Genomic DNA, 25108 nt, shown 5'->3' on the forward strand with positions numbered 1-25108 from the left:
CCCACCTGGATGCCTGATGAATTTCCGCACGATTTTGATACTCGGCGCCTTGAGCGCTTTCGGTCCTTTGGCGATCGACTTCTATTTACCTGCGTTCCCGGCGATGGCGCTGGCGTTCGGCACCGATGAGCAGCACGTTCAACTGACGCTGGCGGCTTACTTCCTCGGTCTGTCTCTGGGCCAACTGGCTTACGGGCCGATTTCCGATCGTTTCGGCCGGCGGCTTCCGCTGCTCAGCGGTGTCGCCCTGTTTACCCTGGCGTCATTGGCCTGCGCCTACGCGCCGAGCCTGGAATGGCTGATCGGCGCGCGTTTCGTCCAGGCACTCGGTGGCTGTGCGGGGATGGTGATTTCCCGTGCGGTGGTTGCTGACAAGTGCGACGCGGTGGGCTCGGCGAAGGTGTTTTCCCAGTTGATGCTGGTGATGGGCCTGGCGCCGATTCTGGCGCCGATGCTCGGTGGGCTGCTGGTCAACACCACGGGTTGGCAGTCGATCTTTCTGGTCCTCACCGGGTTCAGTGCGGCGGCGGGTCTGGCGGTGGCGTTGGGGCTGCCGGAAAGCATGCCGGCCCACGTGCCGCGCCAGCCGTTGTCCGGTGCGTTGCGCCAGTACGCACGACTGGTCAAGGATTCGGTCTACCTCGGCCACGCCCTGACCGGCGGCATCGCCATCGCCGGGATGTTCGCCTACATCGCCGGCTCCCCGTTTGTGTTCATCAAGCTCTACGGTGTACCCGCCGAGCACTTCGGCTGGTTGTTCGGCACCAATGCGGCGGGGTTCATTCTGGTGGCGCAGGTCAATGCGCGTCTGCTGGCCAAGCGTGGCCCGGCGTTCTTGCTGGTACGCGCGGTGTGGGTGTACTTCCTCGCCGGGCTGACGTTGCTGGCGGTGAGCGCGATGCGTCCAGAGGCGTTGTGGCCGTTGCTGATTCCGCTGTTCATCTGCATTGCCAGCCTCGGCTGCATCATTCCCAACGCCTCGGCTTGCGCAATGAACGGTCAGGGCGCCCGCGCCGGCAGTGCGTCGGCGATGCTCGGTTGCCTGCAGTTCAGCATCGCCGCCGGTGCCGCCGCGTTGGTGGGGGTGTTGCACGATGGCAGCGCCGTGCCGATGGCCATGGTCATCAGCCTGTGTGGTTTGCTGGTGGTGAGCGTCGCGCTGCTCACCCGGCGCTTGCAGAATGCCCGGGCGCTGGCGCAAGCCCAGGTCTGAACGCTCGACTTTGGAGCTCAGCCGGCGGCGCGCTGCTGGCTGGGTTCGGGAATCCGGTGGGGCGCGCAGAGTCGCGCTTCGAGGGTACGAGTGAAGGCCAGAGCCTCGGCTTCACTGCGAAAGGTCACGACGTGCTGGTCCAGGCGCACCTGCCATTGAGACTTTGCCACTTCTTTTATCAGGATCTTCATTGCTGACCTCCCTTGCGTAAAAGATGTATCGCAGAGGCTTCGATTGTAGACCTCGATACCCGCGTAATTGTGACAAGGGTCAAGCAACCGACTGACGGCAAAAAGCCCCGCAACCGCTCTGGCATCACGAGCGGTTGCGGGGTTTTATTTTTTTAGAAACCTTCTAAAACAATTTTCCCCTTGGCCTTGCCGCTTTCCAGCAGCTCATGGGCACGGCGCAAGTTGGCCGCGTTGATCACACCGAAGTGCTCGCCCAAAGTCGTCTTCAAAGTGCCGGCGTCGATCAGTTCGGCGACGCGGTTGAGCAGCTTGTGCTGTTCGATCATGTCCGGCGTTTCGAACAGCGAGCGGGTGTACATGAACTCCCAGTGCAGCGACAGGCTCTTGCGCTTGAGCAGGCTGATGTCGAGGGACTTCGGATCGTCGATCAGCGCCAATTTGCCTTGCGGCGCGAGGGCTTCGACCAGTTGCGCCAGATGCTGATCGGTCTGGGTCAGGCTGGCGACGTGGGTCACGCTGTCGATGCCTGCGCGTTTCAATTCTTCGCTCAGCGGCTGGCTGTGATCGATGACCAGATCGGCACCGAGTGCGCTGACCCAGTCACGGGTTTGCGCACGGGAGGCAGTGCCGATGACTTTCAGGCCGGTCAACTGCTTGGCCAATTGAGTGAGGATCGAGCCCACTCCGCCCGCCGCGCCAACGATCAGCAGGCTCTGGCCTTCATCGCTGCTGCCCTCGCTGATTTGCAGGCGCTCGAAGAGCAATTCCCACGCAGTGATGGCGGTCAGCGGTAGCGCGGCGGCTTCGGCAAAACCGAGGGACTTGGGCATGTGACCGACGATGCGCTCATCGACCACGTGCAACTCGCTGTTGCCACCGGCCCGGGCAATCGAACCGGCGTAAAACACCTTGTCACCGGCCTTGAACAGGGTGACTTCGCTGCCGACAGCCTTGACCACACCGGCAACGTCCCAGCCCAGCACTTTCGCCGCGCCGTTTTCCGGTGCCACGTTTTGCCGCACTTTGGTGTCGACCGGGTTGACCGAGATGGCTTTGACCTCCACCAAGAGGTCGCGCGGACCGGCGATCGGTTCTGGCAGTTCAATGTCTTGCAGGGACTTGGTGTCGCTGATCGGCAGGGACGCGTAATAGGCAATGGCTTTCATGGATGACTCCGTACAGTTTATAGAAGAAGGATTCAGGCAATCTTGCCGAGGCGTTTGAGCTGGAAGTGTTCGATGGTGTGGCCGGCGCTGGCCTGAAACTTCTGAAAATGCGCGCTGGCGTTGTGCGTCTCAAGAATCTCGTCACTGGCCCACTGTTCGATGACATAAAAAACCTGCGGATCGGCAAGGTCGCGGTGCAGGTCGTACTGGCCACAACCGGGCTCGGCGCGGCTCGGTTCGACGAGGGCGCGCAGCGCCTGTTCGAGAACGTCCTGCTGGCCGGATTTAGCGGTCAGGGTGGCGATAGCGGTAAAGGGCTGGGACATGCGCGGACTCCAGAATCGGGGTGAATTCGATGGAAGCCATCATTGGCTATTTCTCTGCGCGATAAAACCGGCTAAAAGAGCAGTCTCTTTCAATATTTTTTTGATAATCGAGGCTGCGCATGTTGCGTTTTGATGACCTGCAGTTGTTTGTCCGCGCGGCGGATCTGGGCAGCCTGTCGGCGGCGGCGCGGGTGATGGACATGTCTGCGGCGGTGGCCAGCGCGGCGTTGAAGCGCATCGAGCAGCAACTCGGCGCACGGCTGCTGGCGCGGTCGACCCGCAGCCTGCGCCTGACCGCCGAGGGTGAAGGTTTTCTCGAATATGCGCGCGCCGCCCTGAGCAATCTCGACGAAGGGCGTCGCCTGCTCGCCAGCGGTCAGGATCAGGTCAGCGGGATTTTGCAGCTTTCGGCGCCCTCGGACTTCGGCCGCAATCTGCTGCTGCCGTGGCTCGACGCGTTCCAGCGTGAACACCCGAAACTGACGGTGCGCCTGCTGCTTGGCGACCGCATTGCCGACCTGTTCCGGCAGCCGGTGGACATCGCCCTGCGCTACGGCGAGCCGGAAGATTCCAGCCTGATCGCCTTGCCCATCGCGCCACACAATCGCCGCGTGTTGTGCGCATCTCCCGATTACCTGGCCCGGCATGGCGAACCGCGCCAGCTCGAGCAACTGGCCCAGCACAATTGCCTGCTCTACATGCTCGGCAGCCGCGTTCATGACCACTGGAGTTTTCACGATGGCAAGCGTGAAGTCGGCCTGACCGTGAGTGGTGACCGCTTCAGTGATGACGCCGACGTCGTGCGGCTATGGGCGCTGGCCGGTGCCGGTATCGCCTACAAATCCTGGCTCGACGTCGGCGCCGATGTGCTCGCCGGACGCCTCAAAGTGCTGATGCCGGAACTGCTGTGTGAGCGCGCACCGCTGAATCTGTTGTGCGCCCATCGCGCACAATTGAGTAAGCCGGTGAACCTGCTGAGGGAGATGCTCGCCAGCCGATGCGCCGAATTGAGTAGCCAATTTCCCGGTTTCCTCAAAGTTGATCATTAGTCGCAGGCAATTAGAGAAATTTCTGTCAGGAACAATCGCCACCTGCCCAGGCCCAGGCGCAGGACGTCTGGCTTAACCCGCTTATACTAGCGCCCGCCTCATGCCTGCACTGACACCCGGCGCGCAGACCCCGTAACGCGTTGCCGGCTTTTGGTGACGGTTGCTACTTCTGCTGCCAGGTTGTGTGCCGGAGCAGCTGGTGTCGATGGCATCCCTTGCCACCGATCCCGGGCGATTTTCGCGTGTTGGCCGATGCCCCATAACCGGCCAGGATGTCTCCGAGCGGTAGACGATACGATTCAACAGGGAGTGAACATATGGAACATGCACCGTGCATCAGCCAGATCGCGACATTGCTGGCCGACCCCAAGCGCAGCGCGATGATGTGGGCGTTGATGGATGGCTCGGCGCGGCAAGCCGAAGAGCTGGCGCTGCTGGCCGGGCTCTCGCCGTCGTCGGCCAGTGCGCATCTGGGACGCCTGTCCGCAGGGGGGCTGTTGAACATCGAAATGCGTGGGCGCAAACGCTTCTTTCGCCTGGCGGCCCCGGAAGTCGGCGCGGCGATCGAAGCACTGGCCAGCGCCACCATTGCCAGCGCGCCACGGCAAATCCCTGATGCGCTGAAACGCACGGCTCCCATGGTCAGGCCGCAGGCGGCGCCGTCTTCGCTGTTGCGCGCGCGGTTCTGCGACGATCATCTGGGCGGTACCCTGGCGGCCGACCTGTATCAGCGCCTGCTCGACGCCGGCTGGATCGAACAGCTTGAGCAGCGGGTGGTGGTGACGCACAAGGGCTCCACCCGACTGGCGCAGCGCGGAGTGTTCATCCAGGCCCTGGCCCACCGCAACGTGCAGGTCGCCTGCGCCTGCCCGGACTGGAGCGAGCGCCGTCCGCACATGGGCGGCTCACTGGGCGCGGCGCTGTTGCAGTTGTTCATGCAGTCCGGCTGGCTGACCTTGCCCAACGATTCCCGCGCCTTGCAGTTGACCGCGACGGGCCAGCGCGAAATCCATCGCTTTGCCAAGGAAACCGAGCTGGAAACAGCGTTCTAGAGCGTTGCTCGGCGATGAGCTGAAGGCTGACGTCGTCCACGGCTGTGAACAGGTCGCATCCAGTACGACCTCTGAATGACCATCGCGCACACTCGATCCGGGGATTTTCCGGATGGGGGAGCACAACATGAATACACAACGCTTTAGTGCGGCTGAACGCCTGGAACGGCTGCCGCTCAGCGGCTATCACCGCGTCATTTTCATCATCATCGCCTTGGCGTTTTTCTTCGATTCCATGGATCTGGCGATGATGACTTTCCTGCTCGGCTCGATCAAAGCCGAGTTCGGCCTGAGCAGTGCACAGGCAGGGTTGCTGGCCAGCTCAAGCTTTTTCGGCATGGTGCTCGGGGCGTCGTTGTCAGGGATGCTCGCCGACCGCTTCGGGCGCAAACCGGTGTTTCAGTGGAGCATCGTGTTGTGGGGCGTGGCCAGTTACCTGTGTTCGACGGCGCAGACGGTGGAGACGCTGACGCTGTTTCGCATCCTGCTCGGAATCGGCATGGGCATGGAGTTTCCCATCGCGCAATCGATGCTCTCGGAGCTGATTCCGGCACAACGACGCGGGCGCTACATCGCCCTGATGGACGGCTTCTGGCCGCTGGGGTTTGTCGCAGCGGGCGTGCTCTCGTACTTCCTGCTGCCGCTGATTGGCTGGCGCGATATCTTCCTGGTACTGGCGGTGCCGGCGGTGTTCGTTCTGGCGATCCGCTTTTTCATCCCTGAGTCGCCGCGCTGGCTGGAACAGGCCGGGCGCGACGTTGACGCGGACAAGGTGTTGAATGGCATCGAAGCGCGAGTGCGTGCTTCGCTGGGCGGTGCAGCCTTGCCGGAACCGGTTCGTTTGCCACGCACGGTGACGCCACCGGGCAATTTCTTCTCGGCGCTCAAGCAGATCTGGTCGCCGCAATATCGCCAGCGCACAACGATGATCTGGAGTCTGTGGTTCTTCGCATTGCTGGGTTTCTACGGGCTGACTTCCTGGCTCAGCGCATTGCTGCAGCAGTCGGGTTTCGCCGTGACGCAGTCGGTGTACTACACGGTGCTGATCTCGCTCGGCGGGATTCCCGGCTTCCTCATGGCGGCATGGTTGGTCGAGCGTTGGGGGCGTAAACCGGTGTGCATCGTCACCCTGCTCGGCGGCGGGGTGATGGCGTTTCTGTATGGGCAGAGCGCGGTGTTCGGCGGCAACGTCGCGTTGCTGATCGGCACCGGATTGTTGATGCAGTTTTTCCTGTTCGGCATGTGGGCGGTGCTCTACACCTACACGCCAGAGCTGTATCCGACTTCAGCGCGGGCAACCGGCTCGGGATTCGCCTCGGCCATCGGCCGCGTCGGCTCACTGCTCGGGCCACTGGTGACCGGGCTGGTGTTCCCGATTACCGGGCAGGGCGGAGTGTTCGCGCTGGGCGCGGCGTGCTTCGCGATCGCGGCGGGCGTGGTGTGGCTGTTCGGGATGGAGACGCGGGGCAAGACCCTGGAAGAGCTTACCGAGTGAACATCGATATGAATGTGGGAGCGAGCCTGCTCGCGAAAGCGGTGTTTCATCCAACGAAAATGTTGACTGATACTCCCTCTTCGCGAGCAGGCTCGCTCCCACATTGGTTTTGCGGTGTTGCTTACGGTTTTACCAACCGCGCATCCAGGCTGTTCTGCGCCAAGCGCTTGGCCTGATCCTGAGTCATGCCCAGATGCTCGTGCAGCGCATGGAAGTTCTCCGTCACGTACCCACCGAAATACGCCGGGTCATCGGAGTTGACCGTGACCTTCACGCCGCGCTCGAGCATGTCGAGGATGTTGTGCTGTGACATGTGATCGAACACGCAGAGCTTGGTGTTCGACAGCGGGCATACGGTCAGCGGGATCTGCTCGTCGATGATCCGCTGCATCAGGCGCTCGTCTTCGATCGCGCGTACGCCATGGTCGATGCGCTGGATTTTCAGCAGGTCGATGGCTTCCCAGATGTACTCCGGCGGGCCTTCTTCACCGGCATGGGCGACGGTGAGGAAACCTTCGTCGCGGGCGCGATCGAAGACGCGTTTGAATTTGCTCGGCGGGTGGCCCATCTCGGAACTGTCGAGCCCGACCGCGACAAACGCATCACGAAACGGCAGCGCCTGATCCAGGGTTTTCTGCGCTTCGTCTTCGCTGAGGTGGCGCAGGAAGCTGAGGATCAAACCGCTGCTGATGCCCAGTTGCGTCTCGCCATCCTTGAGGGCGGCGGCGATGCCGTTGAGCACCACTTCGAACGGGATGCCCCGGTCGGTGTGGGTCTGCGGGTCGAAGAACGGTTCGGTGTGAATCACGTTCTGTGCTTTGCAGCGCAGCAGGTAGGCCCAGGTCAGGTCGTAGAAATCCTGCGAGGTGCGCAGCACATCGGCGCCCTGGTAATACAGGTCGAGAAATTCCTGCAGGTTGTTGAAGGCGTAGGCCTTGCGCAGGGTTTCGACGTCGCTCCACGGCAGGGCGATCTTGTTGCGCTCGGCCAGGGCGAACAGCAGTTCAGGCTCCAGCGAACCTTCCAGATGCAGGTGCAGTTCGGCTTTGGGCAGGGCGTTGAGCCAGTCGTACATAGTCTTTTCTCATCAGGTGCAATGCCGGCATTCTACAGAGGCTGGCCGCAACAATTGGCAAAACCTGACCAGGTGATCGCTCAAACCGCCTCTTGCTCACGTCGATACGCGTAAGTATCGGCGAAACGCGACAGCAGGAATTGCGCGCAGGTGGTGGTCGGATATTTCGCCGGATGCTGCGCGTCCTGGCAGCCGGGCAGGCATTCGATGCGCGTGTCCGGGTGCGGTTCGGCGAAGAACGGCATCGAATAGCGATCCACGCCCAGCGGGCTGATCACCCGGTGCGGGGTCGAGCGATAACGGTCGTTGCTCCAGCGCGCCATCATGTCGCCGAGGTTGACCACGAACGTGCCGTCAATCGGTGGCGCGTCGATCCATTCACCTTTGACGTTCTTCACCTGCAAACCGCCGGCGCTGTCCTGATAGAGCAGGGTGATGCAGCCGTAATCGGTATGGGCGCCGGCGCCTTGCTGCTCGGCGGAACTGGCGGTGTGACGCGGCGGATAATGGATCATGCGCAACACGCTGACGGGTTCGACAAAGCGCGAATCGAAGAAGTCGCGCTCGATGCCCAGCGCAATGGTCATTGCTCGAAGCAGGGTTTGCGCCAGCGCCTGCATGTCGAGGTAATGCTGCTCCATCAGCGTTTCCCAGCCGGGTTGCGCCGGGTGCCGATTGGGGCCGCGCAAGGGTTTTTCCGCGAGCACCTCGGGATGTTCGTCCGGCAGGTGCAGGCCCATGTCGAAGGTTTCTTTGAGGTCACTGGGTTTGTCCGGGTCCAGTTGCTCGGTGGCAATCGCACCGTAGCCGCGATGATGGCGGGTCTGGGTAATGTCGATCTTGAGTTTTTCTGCGGCTGGCAGGGCGAAGAAGCGCTGGGCGTGATCGAGCAGGGCGTCGATGCGTTGCGCCGAGATCGGATGGCCCTTGATGTAGAAAAAGCCCCACTCGCGACAGGCTTGGTCGATTTGTTCTGCCACCGCAGGCCAGGCGTTTTCGTCGTCGCCATAGAGCGGGCTGATATCAATGATCGGAAGCTGATCCATACACAATCCTTGAATACGCTGTGTTTCCAATGTGGGAGCGAGCCTGCTCGCGAAGAGGGAGTGTCAGACAACATTTTTGTTTAATGACACACCACTTTCGCGAGCAGGCTCGCTCCCACAGGGTTTTGTGTGGTGAATCGGGGGACTACTTCGGCATCTCGGCCTTCATGCCCTCAACGTAGTAATTCATCGAAGCCAGTTCCGCATTGGTCGCGCTCACGCCCGCCGGGATTTTTTCTACACCGGCCTGATCTTTGATCGGCCCGGTAAACGGCTGCAATGCGCCGCTCTTGATGTCGGCGATCAACTGCTCGGCTTCGGCTTTCACCGGTGCCGGCACCAGATCGCTGATCGGCAGTTCCACCGTGCCTTCCTTCAACCCGCCCCAGTAATCCTGAGATTTCCAAGTGTGGTCGATCACGCTCTGCGTCGCCTGAATGTAGTGTGGCGCCCAGTCGTTGACGATCGAGGTCAGCACTGCTTTCGGGCCGAAGTGGGCCATGTCCGAGGCGTAGCCCACGGCATACACGCCGCGCCGTTCGGCAGCCTGGATCGGCGCCGGGCTGTCGGTGTGCTGGAACACCACGTCGACGCCCTGATCGATCAGCGCGTTGGCGGCGTCGGCTTCCTTGCCCGGATCGAACCAGGAGTTGACCCACACCACTTTGATTTCGGTGCCAGGGTTGTACTTGTTCAGGGCCAGCTGGATGGCGTTGATGTCGCGGATCACTTCCGGAATCGGGAACGAGGCGACGTAGCCGATCTTCTTGGTCTTGGTCATCTTCGCCGCGAGGAAACCGCCGACGTAACGGCCCTCGTAAGTGCGCGCCAGGTAGGTGCCGAGGTTCTTGTCCTGCTTGTAACCGGTGGCGTGTTCGAAAGTGACCTTGGGAAATTGCTTGGCGACTTTCACTGTCGGGTTCATGTAGCCGAAAGACGTGGTGAAGATCAGGTCGTATTTGTCCTTGGCCATGTTGCGGATCACCCGCTCGGCGTCGGCGCCCTCGGCGACGTTTTCCACGTAGTTGGTGGTGATCTGCGTGCCGAGTTTTTCCGCCAGGGCCTTGCGCCCCTGTTCGTGCTGATACGTCCAGCCGTGGTCACCGATCGGGCCGATGTAGACGAAGCCGACCTTCAGCGGATCGGCAGCGCTGGCGCTCAGGCTGATTCCCAGACCGATGGCGGCGTACAGCAGTTTGTGCAGCGGACGTATTGGCATGAACCCGAACTCCATTTTGTTGTGTGTGCTCAGGGCTAATGCAAATTGCTGACCAACAGGACAACAAACGCATTCGAAAACGCGGCGCGGCCTTCGCGAGCAGGCTCGCTCCCACAGGGGACGCATTTGAATGTGGGAGCGAGCCTGCTCGCGAAGAGGCCGGCAAGGCCAATAAAAGTGCATGCCTGAATCCAGCTGCCATCGCGTGGTGCGCAAAGATGTAACGAAACGTTAGCGGCGCGCGGCAGTCAGTAGCTTCATCAGCTCTTTTCGGCAAAAGGCCCGTCATGCTCTCGATCCTCAAACAAGAAAGCTTCCTGCTGCTGGCAGTCCTTGCCGCGTGCGTCGCTTATCCACTGGAACACTGGCTGCTGCACAACGGCCAGATCGTCGCGCTGGTCGGCGGTCTGCTGCTGATCGCCTTTATTGTCGCCGCTTCGATGCGTGTTGCTCATCATGCCGAACTGCTGGCGGAAAAGGTCGGCGACCCCTACGGCACGATGATCCTCACGCTCTCGGCGGTGCTGGTCGAAGTGGTGATCCTGGCGATCATGATGAGCAACGAAGCCTCGGCAACACTGGTGCGCGACACGATTTATTCAGCGGTGATGCTCGACATCAACGGCATCCTCGGCCTCGCCGCCCTGATGGGCGGGATCAAACACGGCGAACAGTCCTACAACGACGATTCGGCGCGCAGCTACAGCGTGATGATTCTCACCGCGATGGGCGTGTCGATGGTGGTCCCGGAGTTTATTCCCGAGGCCAACTGGAAGATCTATTCGGCATTCACCATCGGCGCGATGATGGTGCTTTACGCGCTGTTCCTGCGCATGCAAGTCGGCCCGCACAGTTACTTTTTCAGCTACAGCTACCCGGACAAACGTCGCAAGAAGGAGCCGGTCGAGCAGGAGCCGAAGCCGGTCAGCCTGGCGCTGTCGATCGGCATTCTGGTGTCGGGGGTGGTGATCATCGGCGCACTGGCCGAGGTGATGTCCAAGACCCTCGATCTGGGCCTGGAAGGCACGGGTGCACCGCCAGTGATCACGGCGATTCTGGTGGCAGCGATTTCCGCCGCGCCGGAGATTCTCACCGCACTGCGTGCAGCACTGGCCAATCGCATGCAGTCGGTGGTCAACATTGCGATGGGGGCGTCACTGTCGACGGTGATTCTGACCGTACCGGTGATGGAAGCGATGGCGCTGTACACCGGCCAGCCGTTTCAAATGGCGATGACCCCGGTGCAAACGGTGATGATCTTCATCACCCTGATCGTCAGCGCAATCAACCTCAATGACGGCGAAACCAACGCCATTGAGGGCATGACGCACTTTGTGCTGTTTGCGACCTTTATCATGCTGTCGCTACTGGGCCTTTAGGGCTGGCAGATACTCATGTGGGAGCGAGCCTGCTCGCGAAAGCGGTGGGTCATCCGACAAACATGTTGTCTGACACTCCCTCTTCGCGAGCAGGCTCGCTCCCACAGTTTTGAACGGCGGTGAGTCAGGTGCCGGCGATCAGCTGCCGGGCCGCCTGGCTGTGATCGGCGATCAAACCTTTCAGATCCAGCCCTTCAACCTGACCATCAACCACACGCCACTTGCCGCCAATCATCACCCGATCCGCCCGATCCGCGCCGCACAGCAGCAATGCCGAAATCGGATCATGGCTACCGGAGAAGCGCAGTTCATCGAGCTTGAACAACGCCAGATCCGCCTGTTTGCCCACGCCAATTTCGCCGATGTCGCTGCGACCGAGCAGGCTCGCCGAACCTTTGGTCGCCCAGCCCAGCACGCGCTCCGGGGTGATCTTTTCGGCGCCGTAACGCAGGCGCTGGATGTACAGAGCCTGACGCGCTTCGAGGATCATGTTCGAGGCATCGTTGGACGCCGAACCGTCGACGCCAAGACCGAACAGCGCGCCGGCGTCGGTCAGCTCGATGCTCGGGCAGATGCCGGACGCCAGGCGCATGTTCGAGCTTGGGCAGTGGCAGATGCCTGTGCCGGCCTGGCCGAGGCGGGCGATTTCGTCGGGGTTGAAATGGATGCCGTGGGCCAGCCAGGTTCGCGGGCCGAGCCAGCCGACGCTGTCCAGATAATCGACGGTGCGCAGACCGAAGCGTTGCAGACAGAAGTCTTCTTCATCGAGAGTTTCAGCAAGGTGGGTGTGCAGACGCACATCGAGCTTGTTCGCCAGATCAGCGCTGGCCGACATGATTTCCGGGGTCACCGAGAATGGCGAGCATGGCGCCAGAGCGATCTGGATCTGTGCACCATCGCCACGCTCGTGATACTCGCGAATCAGCCGCTGACTGTCGTCGAGAATCACCTGACCTTCCTGCACCGTTTGTTGCGGAGGCAGACCGCCGTCCTTCTCGCCAAGGCTCATCGAGCCGCGCGTGAGCATGGCGCGCATGCCCAGTTCACGCACCGTTTCGACCTGCACGTCGATGGCGTTTTCCAGACCGTCCGGGAACAGATAGTGATGGTCGGCAGCGGTGGTGCAACCCGAGAGCAGCAATTCGGCCAGCGCCACTTTGGTGGCGAGGGCGAGTTTTTCAGGCGTCAGCCGCGCCCATACCGGGTACAGGGTTTTCAACCACGGAAACAGCGGCTGATTGACCACCGGCGCCCAGGCGCGGGTCAGGGTTTGATAGAAGTGGTGGTGAGTGTTGATCAGGCCCGGCAGGATCACATGCTCGCGGGCATCGAACACTTCATTGCACGGCGCCGACGGCTGCTGACCGGCAGCGAGCACTTCGACGATGACACCATCTTGCACGACAAGACCGCCACGGGCATCAAGCTCGTTGGAGGTGAAAATGGCGAGGGGATTTTTTAACCAGATACGGATCGCAGGCATTGTGGCCGGCTCCTCTGAAAGTTGGGTTCAGGGTTGCCAGCTCAGTGTTGCCCTGTCTGCTGATCCAGGGTCGCCGCGAAGGACGAGGCGCGCAGTTTCAAACAAATCGCCGCGCCGGGCAAGCGCCACCCGACCATTCACCATCACTCCCTGTGGGAGCGAGCCTGCTCGCGAAGGCGTCATGTCAGTCGATACAGATTTACCTGACAGATCGTATTCGCGAGCAGGCTCGCTCCCACATCGGGATTTTCAGTGCTTACCAGGCAATCGTTTCACCCTTGTAATTGACGAAGTGATGCCCGCCCTTGCCGGTGAACGCATTGACCTGATCAATCAGCCCGCGAGTGCTGGTCTCGACGTCGAGATCGGCGCCTTCGCCGCCCATGTCGGTCTTCACCCAGCCCGGGTGCAACGACAGTACGGTGAGTTTCTGTTCGCCCAGTTGCGTGACAAAACTGTTGGTCATCGAATTCAGCGCCGCCTTGCTCGCCTTGTACAGCGCCAGTTCCGGCGCGTCGGGCATGGTCACGCTGCCGAGTACCGAACTCATGAACGCCAGCACGCCGCTGCCGTCGCGAATCTGCCCGACGAAACGCTGGGCGAGATTGATCGGCGCCACTGCGTTGGTGAAAAACAGTTGCCCGACCTCGGCCAGGGTCGCACCGCCCGGCGTCTGCACGTCCGGGCCTTTGACCCCGGCGTTGACGAACAACAGATCGAAGGTTTCGCCCTTGAGTTTCTGGCTCAGAGCGATCACCGCTTGCTGATCGTCCATGTCGAGCTTCTCGATGCGCACGTCACCCAGCGCTTGCAGCGCCTCGGCCTTCTGCGGATTGCGCACTGTCGCGGTCACTTGCCAGCCATCGCCCAGCAGGGTCTTCACCAGACCGAGGCCCAAGCCCCGGGAGGCGCCGATGATCAGTGCGTTTTTTGCCTGAGACATGATGGGTTTCCTTGAAAGTCAGCATTCAGGATTCAATGGACACGCCTGACCGAGCCACAGTTGCAGCGCTTGGCGAAAACAGGCTTTGACCCCGGAGCATACTCCAGGCTTCTTGAGTTTCTCGAGGGTGTTTGATCAGAAACAATCATGAGGCGTGGTTCAAGTGTTGCCTGTGCGGACGCTTTCGCGAGCAGGCTCGCTCCCACATATGCCCGTGTTCACTCAGATCCCCTGTGGGAGCGAGCCTGCTCGCGAAGAGGCCCGCTCTGACAACGATCAGTGTCCTGACTGCCACGGTTGCCCCAACGAAACCGGCGCATACAATCGAGTGCGCACGGCGTCGCGGGACAGCAGCACCAGCACCAAAATCGTCGCCACATACGGCAGCATCGCCAGCAGGCTCGAAGGTATCGCCAGTCCCAATCCCTGTGCCACCAAGTGCAGGATGCTGGCGAGGCCGAACAGATACGCCCCGAGCAACAACCGCCACACCCGCCAACTGGCAAACACCACCAGTGCCAGGGCAATCCAGCCGCGCCCTGCGGTCATGTTTTCCGCCCACATCGGCGTGTAGGCCAGCGACAGATAAGCCCCGGCCAGCCCGGCCATTGCTCCGCCGAACAACACCGCCAGAGTGCGTACGGTCAGCACCGGCAAGCCCATCGCGCTGGCCGCATCCGGGTTTTCACCGACCGCCTGAATGATCAGGCCGATACGGCTTTTGATGATCACCCACGCCACCAGCGCAAACAGCGCAAACGACAGATACACCAACAAATCCTGAGCAAACAGCATCCGCCCGATCAGCGGGATCTCACTCAGATACGGAATCGCCAAAGGCTCGAAACCTGCCAGCGGCTTACCCACCCAGGCCGCGCCGACAAATGTCGACAGGCCCACGCCGAAGATCGTCAGCGCCAGCCCGGTGGCGACCTGATTGGCGTTGAACACCAGCGCGACCAGGGCAAACAGTGACGACAACAACATCCCGGCCAGCATCGCCAACAGCACACCCAGCCACAGGTTGCCGCTGTTCAGCGCGACGATAAAACCGATCACCGCACCGAACAGCATCATGCCTTCCTGGCCGAGGTTGAGGACGCCGCTTTTCTCGCAGATCAACTCACCCAATGCCACCAGCAACAGCGGCGTGCCGCAGCGGACCATGGCATAGAAAATATTGCTCAACAGATCGATATCCATCACAGCGCTCCGGCGGTTACGGCAGGGGTCGAGGCGCGCCGGCTCCAGCGCAGTTTCAGGCGTGGCCGATAGAGAATCAGCACGTCGCAGGCGAGCAGGAAAAACAGCATCATGCCCTGGAACAATTGGGTGATCGCTTGCGGCAGATTGAGCGACATCTGCGCGCTCTCGCCGCCGATGTACAGCAGTGCCATCAGCAGACTGGAGAACAGAATGCCGAGCGGATTCAACCGTCCCAGAAACGCCACGGTGATCGCCGCGTAGCCATAGCCCGGCGACACCTGGGGCACCAGTTGGCCGATCGGCCCGGTCACTTCGCAGACCCCGGCGAGCCCGGCCAGACCACCGCTGATCAACAGCGCCAGCCAGATCAGGCGCTTCTCGCGAAAGCCGACGAAACCTGCCGCACGCTTGTCCAGCCCGAGCACTTTGATCTGGAAGCCGATGAAGCTTTTCTGCAACAACACCCACACCGCAACCAGCGCGAGCAGGGCGAAATACACGCCGGCATGCACGCGGCCGTCCTCCAGCAGCAGCGGCAGACGGCTGGCGTCGCCGAACATCGCCGACTCGGGAAAATTGAAGCCCGCCGGATCCTTCAACGGCCCGTGCACGCAGAACAGCAGCAGGTTCAGCGCGATGTAGTTGAGCATGATGCTGGTGAGGATTTCGTTGGCGTTGAAGCGCGTGCGCAGCCATGCGGTGAGCCCGGCCCATGCGGCGCCCGCCAGCGTGCCGGTCAGCAGAATCAGCACCAGCGCCCAGCGACTTTGCATGTCGATAACGTTCACTGCCAGAGCACTGCCGGCCAAGGCGCCAAGTAGAAGTTGGCCTTCGGCGCCGATGTTCCAGATCCGCGCCTGATAGGCCACGGCCAGGCCCAGTGCGCAGAGCAGAATCGGCAGCGCCTTGACCAGCAATTCAGACACGCCATACAAATCGCTGACGGGCGCGATCAGCAGTGTGTGCAAGGTTTGCAGTGGGTCGTGGCCCAGAGCGATGAACAACAGCGAGCCGCAGCCGAGGGTCAGCGCCGCCGCCAATAACGGCGAGCACCACAGCATCAGGCGCGATTGCTGGCCACGGGGTTCGAGAGAAAGCAGCATGTTGAAACTCCGTTAAACCGAGGCGGTGCGAGGTGAGTGATCGAACTGGCCGGCCATCCACGCGCCGACATCGCTCAGTTGTGTAGCGCCGGTATCTTGCAGCGCCGACAGACGCCCGCCGCACAGCGCGCCGAGGCGATCGCTGATCTGGAACAATTCATCGAGGTCTTCGGAAATCACCAGAATCGCCGCGCCGGCATCGCGCAGGGCGATCAAGGCGCGATGGATGGTGGCGGCGGCACCGACGTCTACGCCCCAGGTCGGGTGCGCGGCGATCAGCAGTTTCGGTTGCTGAAGAATTTCCCGGCCGAGGATGAATTTCTGCAAGTTGCCGCCGGACAGGCTGCGCGCAGCGGTTTGCGTGTCCGGGGTTTTCACGCCGAAGCGCTGGATGATCTGTTGCGCGAGGGCTTCGACTTTGCTTCGTTGAATCAACCCGTGGCTGACCAGTTCTTGCTGAAAAGCACTGAGCAGGGCGTTATCGGCCAGACTCAACTCCGGCACCGCGCCGTGGCCAAGGCGTTCGGCCGGCACGAAGGCCAAACCCAGTTTGCGCCGCGCATCCGGGCGCAGGTCAGCGACGTTTCTATCTGCGAAGCGCAGGGTCGCCGCCTGCGCGCGCGGCAAGGGCTGTTCGCCACTGAGCAGGGCGAGCAGCTCATCCTGACCATTGCCCGCGACCCCGGCGATGCCGACGATTTCACCGCTGCGCACTTGCAGGTCGATGTCTGTCAGCGAGCAACCGAACGGATCCGGGTTGTGCCAGCTCAAACCCTTCACCTGCAGAAACGCCGCGCCACCGCTGACTTTCGGATACTCGCCAATCAATCCCGCCGCTTCGCCGACCATCAGTTGTGCCAGTTGCTGATCCGTACATTGCGCCGGCAGGCAATGCCCGGCTACCCGACCGCCGCGCAGCACCGTGGCGCTGTGGCACAAGGCGCGCACTTCACCGAGCTTGTGGCTGATAAACAGAATGCTGCAGCCCTCATCGGCAAGGCGTCGCAGGGTGATGAACAATTCGTCAGCCTCTTGCGGGGTCAGCACCGAGGTCGGCTCATCGAGAATCAGCAGGCGGATGTCCTGCATCAGGCAACGGATGATTTCCACCCGCTGGCGCTCGCCGATCGACAGGCTGTGGACAAGTCGCTCCGGCTCCAGCGCCATGCCGTAACGCCGCGATACTTCGCGAATCTTCGGTTCCAGTTGCTTTGGCGTGCCGGCCGCCGCGCCCATCGCCAGGGCAATGTTCTGCGCCACGCTGAGGGTTTCGAACAGGGAGAAATGCTGGAACACCATGCCAATGCCCAACTGCCGCGCCTGCGCCGGATTGCGGATCTGCACGCGCTGACCCTCCCAGAGCATTTCACCGCTGTCGCACTGGGTGACCCCGTAAATGATCTTCATCAACGTACTTTTGCCCGCGCCGTTTTCCCCGAGCAGGGCATGGATTTCACCCGGCGCGATGCTCAGGTCGATGGCGTCGTTGGCCAGACAACCGGGGTAGCGTTTGCTGATCTGGCGCAGCTGCAGGCGCGGTGGGGAAGGGGCGATGGACATGACAGGCTCGACTGACTTGGAGTTGTGCCTGTGGATAAAGCAATTTCCTGGCCATTGAGTCAGGAACGCTTGCGGAGCCAGTCCGCAAGTGCCGACATCAGCGCATCGGCGGGCATTTTATCGTTCTCTCGAGCACCAATTCAGCGCAAAGCCATTGAACAGGCTCCAGTTTTGCCCGCTTGCAGTTGGTTAAAAAACGAGCAACTGCCTGGGAGCCAGACAGATCCAGCGGCTGCGGCGGTCATGAACGGCTTATCCACAGGTTGCTCCACAGTAATTGTGCGCAAGCGCCGAGGCTGGGCATAAGCACTGCGATGCTTTGTTCTAATGGTGATAAACGAAGGTAACTGTTTGTTTTTACGCTGGATTTCCCTTTCGTCGGGTCATTTGAACGAAAATTGAACAAATCGCGCAAAGCCGCATGACAGAAGGGTTACAGCGGTGTGTGCTCAGGTTATCCACAGTCGGGTGCACAGCAGGTGTGGGCAAGTCTGTGGAATAAGGAAAACGAGCAATGCCCTAAAAGATCGCAGCCTACCGCTGCAACAAAATCCGCCCCCGGCTCAGATCCGCCAACTGACTCTGCAACACTTCGATCTGCGCTTCCCCCACCGCCAACTTCAACTCAACACCATTGGCCGTGAAGTTTTCCTCCACCACCAATCCACCGAGATCGGCCACGCGCAACTTCACCAGCGCCAACTCGGCAAATCCGCAGGCGCAACTCAGCGGCACGCGGCTGATCAGCTCGATTTTGTCCGCCGCTTGCAGGCACTTGTTGGCGCCACCGCCATAGGCCCGGGCCAAGCCGCCAGTGCCCAGTTGAATGCCGCCGTACCAGCGAATCACCAGCACCGCGACCTGATCGCAGTCCTGCGCCTCGATCGCCGCCAGAATAGGGCGCCCGGCCGTGCCGCCCGGCTCGCCGTCGTCAGTGCTGCGGTATTGCGCGCCGAGTTTCCACGCCCAGCAATTGTGCGTGGCATTCAAATCGCTGTGCTGCTCGAAAAACGCCTGCGCATCGGCGGGGCTGCTGATCGGCGTCGCCAGAGTGATGAAGCGGCTTTTGCGAATCTCTTCGCGGTACTCGCAAAAACCGCTGAGGGTGAAAGGCATAAACGTCTTATAGAGAAGGAGTGAGGCCGCAGCCTTTGAGAATGATGCGGATCAGGTTGTTGCCGGCGTCTTCCATGTCTTGCTTGGTCAACTTGCTGCGCCCGGTGACGCGGCAGATCTGCGTGGCGAAGTCGGCGTAATGCTGGGTGCTGCCCCACAGCAGGAAGATCAGATGCACCGGGTCGACCGGGTCCATTTTGCCCGCATCGATCCACGCCTGAAACACCGCCGCGCGCCCGGTGAACCAGGTGCGGTAATCCTGATTGAAATATTCGCTCAGGCATTCGCCGCCGCTGATCACTTCCATGGCGAAGATCCGCGAGGCCTGTGGCTGGCGCCGCGAGAACTCCATCTTCGCGCGGATGTAGCGGGTCAGCGCTTCGGCCGGATCATCCTCGGCGGTGAGGGTGTTGAAGGTGCTGTCCCACAACTCGATGATGTTGCTCAGCACCGCCACATACAAACCGAGCTTGTTGGTGAAGTAGTAATGCAGGTTGGCCTTGGGCAGCCCGGCATTCTGCGCGATGGTGTTCATGCTGGTGCCTTTGAACCCGTGACGGGCGAACTCGTCTTCGGCGGCTTTGAGAATGGTCTCTTCGTTCTTCTGACGAATGCGGCTGGCGGGTTTGCCGCCGTGGGCTGGGACTTCAAAGGTCATAGGCACTTCCGGGATTGTCTGTGGGTGCAACCAGTTGCGTTGATAGCGCACCCACAGGCATACGACAAGTCCTGGCGCGGAAAAACAGTTACGCCTGTTCGATCTTGTTCAATGACGCGGGGCTTTTTGTCTCAGCAGTTTCGCCTTCCGGCAACAACAGACACAGGACGATTGCCGTCAACCCGCCGCTGGTGATCGCCGAGTCGAACAGGTTCTGCACCAGTTTCGGCAGCAGGTGCAGCAGGTTCGGTTGCGCGGCGATGCCGAGGCCGACGCCGAACGAAGTGGCGATGATCAACATGCTGCGCCGGTCCAGCGGCGACTGCGCGAGAATGCGCACGCCCGCCGCGGCCACAGCGCCGAACATCACCAGCGTTGCGCCGCCCAGCACCGGTTTCGGGATTTGTTGCAGCACCGCACCGATCATCGGGAACAGGCCGAGGCAGAACAGGATCGCGCCGATGTACAGACCGACGTAGCGGCTGGCAACGCCGGTCAATTGGATCACGCCGTTGTTCTGCGCGAACGTTGTGTTGGGGAAAGCGCTGAAAGTCGCCGCGATCATGCAACTGACACCATCACCGAGCACGCCACCGCGCAAGCGGCTTATATAAGAAGGGCCGCTGATCGGTTGGCGGGCGAGCATGCAGTTGGCGGTGAGGTCGCCGACGGTTTCGATGGTGCTGATCAGGTAAATCAGCGCGACCGGCAGGAAAGCGGTCCAGTCGAAGCTGAAACCGAATTTGAAAGGTGTAGGAAAACTCACCAGTGGCAAGTCAGGCAACGGCTGCGGGACCAGTTTCCCGCTGAACCAAGCGGCGAGACTGCCGAGCACCAGTCCGGTGATGATCGCCGACAGTCGCACCCACGGCGTGTTCGAGCGGTTGAGCAGAATGATTGTCAGCAGCACGAACACGCCCAAGGCCAGATTGCCCGGCGCGCCGAAGTCCGGGGCATTGAAGCCGCCACCGAGATCGGTGATGCCGACCTTGATCAGACTGATGCCGATCAGCGTGATGACGATGCCGGTCACCAGCGGTGTGACCACTCGGCGCAACTGACCGATGAAACGGCTGAGCACGATCTGCACGATTGCGCCGAAAAAGCACACGCCGAAAATCATCGCCAGAATATCTTCCGGGCTGCCGCCGCGCTGCTTGACCAGAAACCCGGCCGACAGCACCGCACCGAGAAACGCGAAACTGGTGCCTTGCAGACAGATCATCCCCGCGCCAATGCCGAACGGTCGCCGCGCCTGGATAAAAGTGCCGACGCCCGAGACCATCAGCGCCATGCTGATCAGGTAAGGTAGATGCGCGGTCAGCCCGAGCGCGGAACCGATCACCAGTGGCGGGGTGATGATGCCGACGAAACTGGCGAGCACGTGTTGCAGTGCGGCGAGAATGGCGGCGAGTGGTTTGGGGCGGTCGTTGAGGCCGTAGATCAGTTCACTGGACGAATCGGAATCTGGCTGCATGGATTTGGCTTCTTGAAGGAGAGTTATCCCTTCTGTGCAAAAACCTGTCCACTTGCTCAGGTTATTCCTGGATTCTATCGATGAGACCCAGCCGGGCTGGGCTCTGCGCGCTTATCTATCGCGTCGCGGCCAGACTCTCCAGGAAACTTTCCAGCACCAAATGAGGGCGCCGCCCCTTGCGCGTGACCGATGCCAGACTCAAATCGTAAAAACGCGTGCCGGCCTTGAGCGCACGCAAACGCCCCTGCTGCACCCAAAGGCTGGCGTAGTGATCCGGCAGATAACCGATATAGCGCCCGGTCAGAATCAGAAACGCCATGCCCTCACGGTCAGAGGCACTGGCGGTGCAGTTGAGCGCTTGATAATGCGCCTGAATCTCCGCCGGCAAACGAAAGGTTGGCGCAATCGCGTCCTGACTGTCTAGGCGTTGATCATCGAGTTGTTTGTCGTCGACATAAAACAGCGGATGACCCACCGCGCAATACAGCAGCGAACGCTCGCTATATAACGGCTGATATTCCAGTCCCGACAAGGCGCTGGCCTGCGGTACCACGCCAACGTGCAGGCGCCCGTCGAGCACGCCTTGCTCGACTTCATTCGGCGCAATCATGCGGATCTGAATCTGCACATCCGGGCCGCGTTCCTTCAATTGCGCGAGGGCGTGGGTGATGCGCATGTGCGGCAGGGTGACGAGGTTATCGGTCAGGCCGATGATCAGCTCGCCGCGCAGGTGTTGGTGCAGACCGTTGACCTCGGTGCGAAAACTCTCCAGTGCACTCAACAGCCGTAGTGCCGACTGATACACCTCACGACCTTCCTCGGTCAGGGAAAATCCGGCCCGGCCACGCTGACACAAGCGCAAGCCGAGGCGCTGCTCCAGATCGCTCATCTGCTGGCTAATCGCCGAGCGGCCGATGCCGAGCACGGTTTCCGCTGCGGAGAAGCCGCCACACTCCACGACACTGCGAAAAATCCGCAGCAGGCGAATATCAAAATCACTGACCTGGGCCAGCGGATCGGCGCGGCGGCTGCTCATTTTTTGTTCTCTTTGTTTAGCAATGATCTAACTGAAGGTTAGAAGAGTTGGATTTCACCGACTTTATCGCCGTGGCAATTTAGCTGCAACAACGCTTTCCATCTCTCTGACGCTTATGCCCTGCGAGGTTTTGCCCGATGAACATGCCTGAAAACGCGCCGTCGCCACTGGCCAGCCAACTGAAGCTGGACGCGCACTGGATGCCGTACACCGCCAACCGCAACTTTCAGCGCGACCCGCGTCTGATCGTCGGTGCCGAAGGCAGCTGGCTGTTCGATGACAAGGGCCGCAAGATCTACGACTCGCTGTCCGGTCTGTGGACCTGCGGCGCCGGGCACACCCGCAAGGAAATTCAGGAAGCCGTTTCGAAACAGCTGGGCACTCTCGATTACTCGCCGGGTTTCCAGTACGGCCATCCGTTGTCGTTCCAGTTGGCAGAGAAAATCACCGAACTGACCCCGGGCAATCTGAACCACGTGTTCTTCACCGACTCTGGTTCCGAGTGCGCCGATACTGCGGTGAAAATGGTCCGTGCCTATTGGCGTCTGAAAGGTCAGGCGACCAAGACCAAAATGATCGGCCGCGCCCGTGGCTACCACGGTGTGAACATCGCCGGCACCAGCCTCGGCGGCGTCAACGGCAACCGCAAGCTGTTCGGTCAGGCGATGATGGATGTCGATCACCTGCCGCACACACTGCTGGCGAGCAATGCGTTTTCCCGTGGCATGCCGGAGCAGGGCGGTATCGCTTTGGCCGATGAACTGCTCAAGTTGATCGAACTGCACGACGCTTCCAATATCGCTGCGGTGTTCGTTGAACCGATGGCCGGCTCTGCCGGGGTATTGGTTCCGCCGCAGGGTTACCTCAAGCGTCTGCGCGAGATCTGCGATCAGCACAACATCCTGCTGGTGTTTGACGAAGTGATCACCGGATTCGGTCGCACCGGTTCGATGTTCGGCGCCGAGAGCTTCGGCGTAACACCGGACCTGATGTGCATCGCCAAGCAAGTCACCAACGGCGCGATTCCGATGGGCGCGGTGATTGCCAGCTCCGAGATCTACCAGACCTTCATGAACCAGCCGACGCCGGAATACGCCGTGGAATTCCCCCATGGCTACACCTATTCGGCGCACCCGGTGGCCTGCGCCGCCGGTCTTGCGGCACTCGATCTGCTGCAAAAGGAAAACCTGGTGCAGAGCGTCGCCGAAGTCGCGCCGCATTTCGAGAACGCGTTGCACGGCCTGAAAGGCTCGAAGAACGTCATCGACATCCGTAACTACGGCTTGGCCGGCGCGATCCAGATTGCCGGGCGTGACGGCGACGCCATCGTGCGTCCGTTCGAAGCGGGCATGGCCTTGTGGAAAGCCGGGTTCTACGTACGCTTCGGCGGCGACACCCTGCAGTTCGGCCCAACCTTCAACAGCAAGCCGCAAGACCTCGATCGTCTGTTCGACGCGGTCGGCGAAGTGCTGAACAAGCTCGACTGATTTTTCCTTCTATATAGCTATGCAAATAGCAGGCGTCTGTAGCGGGCGTCTGCGCACAAGAATTCAGGAGTGTTCGATGAGCGTTATCCCGCATTTGATCAATGGCGAACTGGTGACCGAAACCGGTCGCGCGGTAGATGTGTTCAACCCGTCTACCGGTCAGGCAATTCACAAACTGCCACTGGCCAGCCAGGCCACCATTCAGAAGGCCATCGATGCCGCCAAGGCTGCGTTTCCTGCGTGGCGTAATACGCCACCGGCCAAACGCGCCCAGGTGATGTTCCGTTTCAAGCAACTGCTGGAGCAGAACGAGGCGCGCATCTCGCAACTGATCAGCGAAGAGCACGGCAAGACCCTGGAAGACGCTGCCGGTGAATTGAAGCGCGGTATCGAGAACGTCGAGTTCGCCTGCGCCGCCCCGGAAATCCTCAAGGGTGAGTACAGCCGCAACGTCGGCCCGAACATCGATGCCTGGTCGGACTTCCAGCCGTTGGGGATTGTTGCCGGTATCACTCCGTTTAACTTCCCGGCCATGGTCCCGCTGTGGATGTACCCGCTGGCGATCGTCTGCGGCAACTGCTTCATCCTCAAGCCATCCGAGCGCGATCCAAGCTCGACGCTGCTGATCGCTCAGTTGCTGCTGGAAGCGGGCTTGCCGAAAGGCGTGATGAGTGTGGTCCATGGTGACAAGACGGCGGTGGACGCGCTGATCGAAGCGCCGGAAGTCAAAGCGCTGAGCTTCGTCGGTTCGACACCGATTGCCGAATACATCTACGCCGAAGGCACCAAGCGCGGCAAACGCGTGCAGGCACTGGGCGGCGCGAAGAACCACGCGGTACTGATGCCGGATGCCGATCTCGACAACGCGGTCAGCGCTTTGATGGGGGCGGCATACGGTTCTTGCGGCGAGCGCTGCATGGCGATTTCGGTTGCCGTGTGTGTTGGCGATCAAGTTGCCGACGCGCTGGTGGCGAAACTGGTTCCACAGATCAAAGCGCTGAAAATCGGCGCGGGTACCTCGTGCGGTCTGGACATGGGGCCGTTGGTTACCGGTCAGGCGCGTGACAAGGTCAGCGGTTATGTGGATGACGGTGTGGCGGCGGGCGCGACCCTGGTGGTCGATGGTCGTGGTCTGAGCGTCGCCGGTCATGAAGACGGCTTCTTCCTCGGTGGCTGCCTGTTCGACAACGTCACCCCTGAGATGCGCATCTATAAAGAAGAGATCTTCGGCCCGGTGCTGTGCGTGGTGCGGGTGAACAGCCTGGAAGAGGCGATGCAACTGATCAATGATCACGAATACGGCAACGGCACCTGCATCTTCACCCGTGACGGCGAAGCGGCGCGGCTGTTCTGCGACGAGATTGAAGTCGGCATGGTCGGCGTCAACGTGCCGCTGCCGGTGCCAGTGGCTTATCACAGCTTCGGCGGCTGGAAGCGTTCGCTGTTTGGCGACCTGCATGCGTATGGTCCGGACGGCGTGCGCTTCTATACTCGTCGCAAGGCAATCACCCAGCGCTGGCCGCAGCGTGCAAGCCATGAAGCTTCGCAGTTCGCATTCCCTAGCTTATAAGTAGCTGGATGTGCAGAAGGCCGACCTTTCAGGTCGGCCTTCGCGTTTTCGGGGCTTTTTGACCGATATGACAGAAATATGAAAATAGGTGTTGACGGCAGATTCCAGAGGTCTATAATTCGCCCCACTTCCGGCGCAGTCGAAACGGAAAACTCCTTGAAATTCAAAGAGTTAAGCGGTTTTCGGTGGCGGCTTGCTTCAGGTCATCGAGGCCTGGAGGGAGTTGAGAGAGCAGTGATGTATAGCTCTTTTAACGGT

22 protein-coding genes are annotated in these 25108 nt (G+C 60.9%); 7 read left to right on the top strand and 15 right to left on the bottom strand.

From position 1 onward, the window contains the following. The first annotated feature begins 16 nt into the window (after positions 1 to 16). Positions 17 to 1213, top strand: a complete 1197-nt coding sequence (locus tag KVG87_RS14595) for a multidrug effflux MFS transporter (RefSeq protein ID WP_024011460.1) — start codon at positions 17 to 19, stop codon at positions 1211 to 1213. 17 nt (positions 1214 to 1230) lie between these two features. On the opposite strand, the gene KVG87_RS14600 is transcribed toward KVG87_RS14595, so the two are convergent. From KVG87_RS14600 to KVG87_RS14610, 3 genes are all read right to left on the bottom strand, one after another. Beyond that, positions 1231 to 1404: a hypothetical protein gene (locus tag KVG87_RS14600; RefSeq protein ID WP_016771823.1), complete on the bottom strand. Its 174-nt coding sequence runs from the start codon at positions 1402 to 1404 to the stop codon at positions 1231 to 1233. A gap of 152 nt (positions 1405 to 1556) precedes the next feature. Next, on the bottom strand, positions 1557 to 2570 hold the full coding sequence (locus KVG87_RS14605; protein ID WP_217851305.1) for a zinc-binding alcohol dehydrogenase family protein: 1014 nt from the start codon (positions 2568 to 2570) through the stop codon (positions 1557 to 1559). A gap of 32 nt (positions 2571 to 2602) precedes the next feature. Then, positions 2603 to 2896: a putative quinol monooxygenase gene (locus KVG87_RS14610; RefSeq protein WP_122601535.1), complete on the bottom strand. Its 294-nt coding sequence runs from the start codon at positions 2894 to 2896 to the stop codon at positions 2603 to 2605. A 119-nt stretch (positions 2897 to 3015) separates the two neighbouring features. Between KVG87_RS14610 and vimR the strand changes: the two genes are divergently transcribed. The 3 genes from vimR (at position 3016) to KVG87_RS14625 (ending at position 6492) form a co-directional block, all read left to right on the top strand. Beyond that, on the top strand, positions 3016 to 3945 hold the full coding sequence (vimR, locus tag KVG87_RS14615; RefSeq protein ID WP_016771820.1) for a transcription regulator VimR: 930 nt from the start codon (positions 3016 to 3018) through the stop codon (positions 3943 to 3945). Between the two features lie 317 nt (positions 3946 to 4262). Next, positions 4263 to 4997 carry an ArsR/SmtB family transcription factor gene (locus tag KVG87_RS14620; protein ID WP_122601536.1) on the top strand — a complete coding sequence of 245 codons (735 nt, stop codon included), beginning with the start codon at positions 4263 to 4265 and terminating at the stop codon, positions 4995 to 4997. Positions 4998 to 5124: 127 nt separating this feature from the next. Further along, the gene (locus tag KVG87_RS14625; protein ID WP_217851307.1) at positions 5125 to 6492 is read left to right on the top strand and encodes an MFS transporter; all 1368 of its coding nucleotides are present in this window, start codon (positions 5125 to 5127) and stop codon (positions 6490 to 6492) included. A 121-nt stretch (positions 6493 to 6613) separates the two neighbouring features. On the opposite strand, the gene KVG87_RS14630 is transcribed toward KVG87_RS14625, so the two are convergent. From KVG87_RS14630 to KVG87_RS14640, 3 genes are all read right to left on the bottom strand, one after another. Then, positions 6614 to 7567, bottom strand: a complete 954-nt coding sequence (locus KVG87_RS14630; protein WP_024011466.1) for an adenosine deaminase — start codon at positions 7565 to 7567, stop codon at positions 6614 to 6616. Between the two features lie 80 nt (positions 7568 to 7647). Beyond that, the gene (locus KVG87_RS14635; RefSeq protein WP_217851309.1) at positions 7648 to 8613 is read right to left on the bottom strand and encodes a 2-oxoglutarate and iron-dependent oxygenase domain-containing protein; all 966 of its coding nucleotides are present in this window, start codon (positions 8611 to 8613) and stop codon (positions 7648 to 7650) included. Between the two features lie 145 nt (positions 8614 to 8758). Beyond that, on the bottom strand, positions 8759 to 9832 hold the full coding sequence (locus KVG87_RS14640) for a BMP family ABC transporter substrate-binding protein (protein ID WP_016771815.1): 1074 nt from the start codon (positions 9830 to 9832) through the stop codon (positions 8759 to 8761). A gap of 287 nt (positions 9833 to 10119) precedes the next feature. On the opposite strand from KVG87_RS14640, the gene KVG87_RS14645 reads away from it, so the two are divergent. Beyond that, positions 10120 to 11211 (top strand): calcium:cation antiporter, encoded by a 1092-nt coding sequence (locus KVG87_RS14645; RefSeq protein ID WP_217851312.1) that lies wholly within the window; start codon positions 10120 to 10122, stop codon positions 11209 to 11211. Between the two features lie 124 nt (positions 11212 to 11335). Here KVG87_RS14645 and KVG87_RS14650 read toward each other — a convergent pair whose 3' ends face one another. The 9 genes from KVG87_RS14650 to KVG87_RS14690 form a co-directional block, all read right to left on the bottom strand. After that, the gene (locus KVG87_RS14650; RefSeq protein WP_217851314.1) at positions 11336 to 12694 is read right to left on the bottom strand and encodes an 8-oxoguanine deaminase; all 1359 of its coding nucleotides are present in this window, start codon (positions 12692 to 12694) and stop codon (positions 11336 to 11338) included. A 256-nt stretch (positions 12695 to 12950) separates the two neighbouring features. Continuing rightward, a complete protein-coding gene (locus KVG87_RS14655; protein WP_039764086.1) occupies positions 12951 to 13637 on the bottom strand; it encodes an SDR family oxidoreductase in 687 nt (228 codons plus the stop codon). A 276-nt stretch (positions 13638 to 13913) separates the two neighbouring features. Further along, a complete protein-coding gene (locus tag KVG87_RS14660) occupies positions 13914 to 14840 on the bottom strand; it encodes an ABC transporter permease (RefSeq protein WP_217851316.1) in 927 nt (308 codons plus the stop codon). Further along, on the bottom strand, positions 14840 to 15946 hold the full coding sequence (locus tag KVG87_RS14665) for an ABC transporter permease (RefSeq protein WP_217851317.1): 1107 nt from the start codon (positions 15944 to 15946) through the stop codon (positions 14840 to 14842). Before KVG87_RS14665 ends, KVG87_RS14660 begins: the two co-directional genes overlap by 1 nt. A 12-nt stretch (positions 15947 to 15958) precedes the next feature. After that, positions 15959 to 17506: an ABC transporter ATP-binding protein gene (locus tag KVG87_RS14670; protein WP_217851318.1), complete on the bottom strand. Its 1548-nt coding sequence runs from the start codon at positions 17504 to 17506 to the stop codon at positions 15959 to 15961. A gap of 534 nt (positions 17507 to 18040) precedes the next feature. Beyond that, positions 18041 to 18622, bottom strand: coding sequence for an IMPACT family protein (locus KVG87_RS14675; RefSeq protein ID WP_076565607.1), 582 nt, complete (start codon positions 18620 to 18622; stop codon positions 18041 to 18043). A 7-nt stretch (positions 18623 to 18629) separates the two neighbouring features. Then, positions 18630 to 19280: a TetR/AcrR family transcriptional regulator gene (locus tag KVG87_RS14680; protein WP_016771809.1), complete on the bottom strand. Its 651-nt coding sequence runs from the start codon at positions 19278 to 19280 to the stop codon at positions 18630 to 18632. An 88-nt stretch (positions 19281 to 19368) separates the two neighbouring features. Beyond that, positions 19369 to 20757: a uracil-xanthine permease family protein gene (locus tag KVG87_RS14685; RefSeq protein WP_217851319.1), complete on the bottom strand. Its 1389-nt coding sequence runs from the start codon at positions 20755 to 20757 to the stop codon at positions 19369 to 19371. A 115-nt stretch (positions 20758 to 20872) separates the two neighbouring features. Beyond that, positions 20873 to 21793 (bottom strand): LysR family transcriptional regulator, encoded by a 921-nt coding sequence (locus KVG87_RS14690; RefSeq protein WP_217851320.1) that lies wholly within the window; start codon positions 21791 to 21793, stop codon positions 20873 to 20875. A 137-nt stretch (positions 21794 to 21930) separates the two neighbouring features. Between KVG87_RS14690 and aptA the strand changes: the two genes are divergently transcribed. After that, positions 21931 to 23280, top strand: coding sequence for an omega-aminotransferase AptA (gene aptA, locus KVG87_RS14695; RefSeq protein ID WP_064362892.1), 1350 nt, complete (start codon positions 21931 to 21933; stop codon positions 23278 to 23280). 76 nt (positions 23281 to 23356) lie between these two features. Next, entirely contained in the window at positions 23357 to 24850 is a 1494-nt protein-coding gene (locus KVG87_RS14700; protein ID WP_071174323.1) for a CoA-acylating methylmalonate-semialdehyde dehydrogenase, read from the top strand. The last annotated feature ends 258 nt before the right edge of the window (positions 24851 to 25108 follow it).

It is taken from the genome of Pseudomonas siliginis (assembly GCF_019145195.1).
GTDB classification, from domain to species: Bacteria; Pseudomonadota; Gammaproteobacteria; order Pseudomonadales; family Pseudomonadaceae; genus Aquipseudomonas; species Aquipseudomonas siliginis.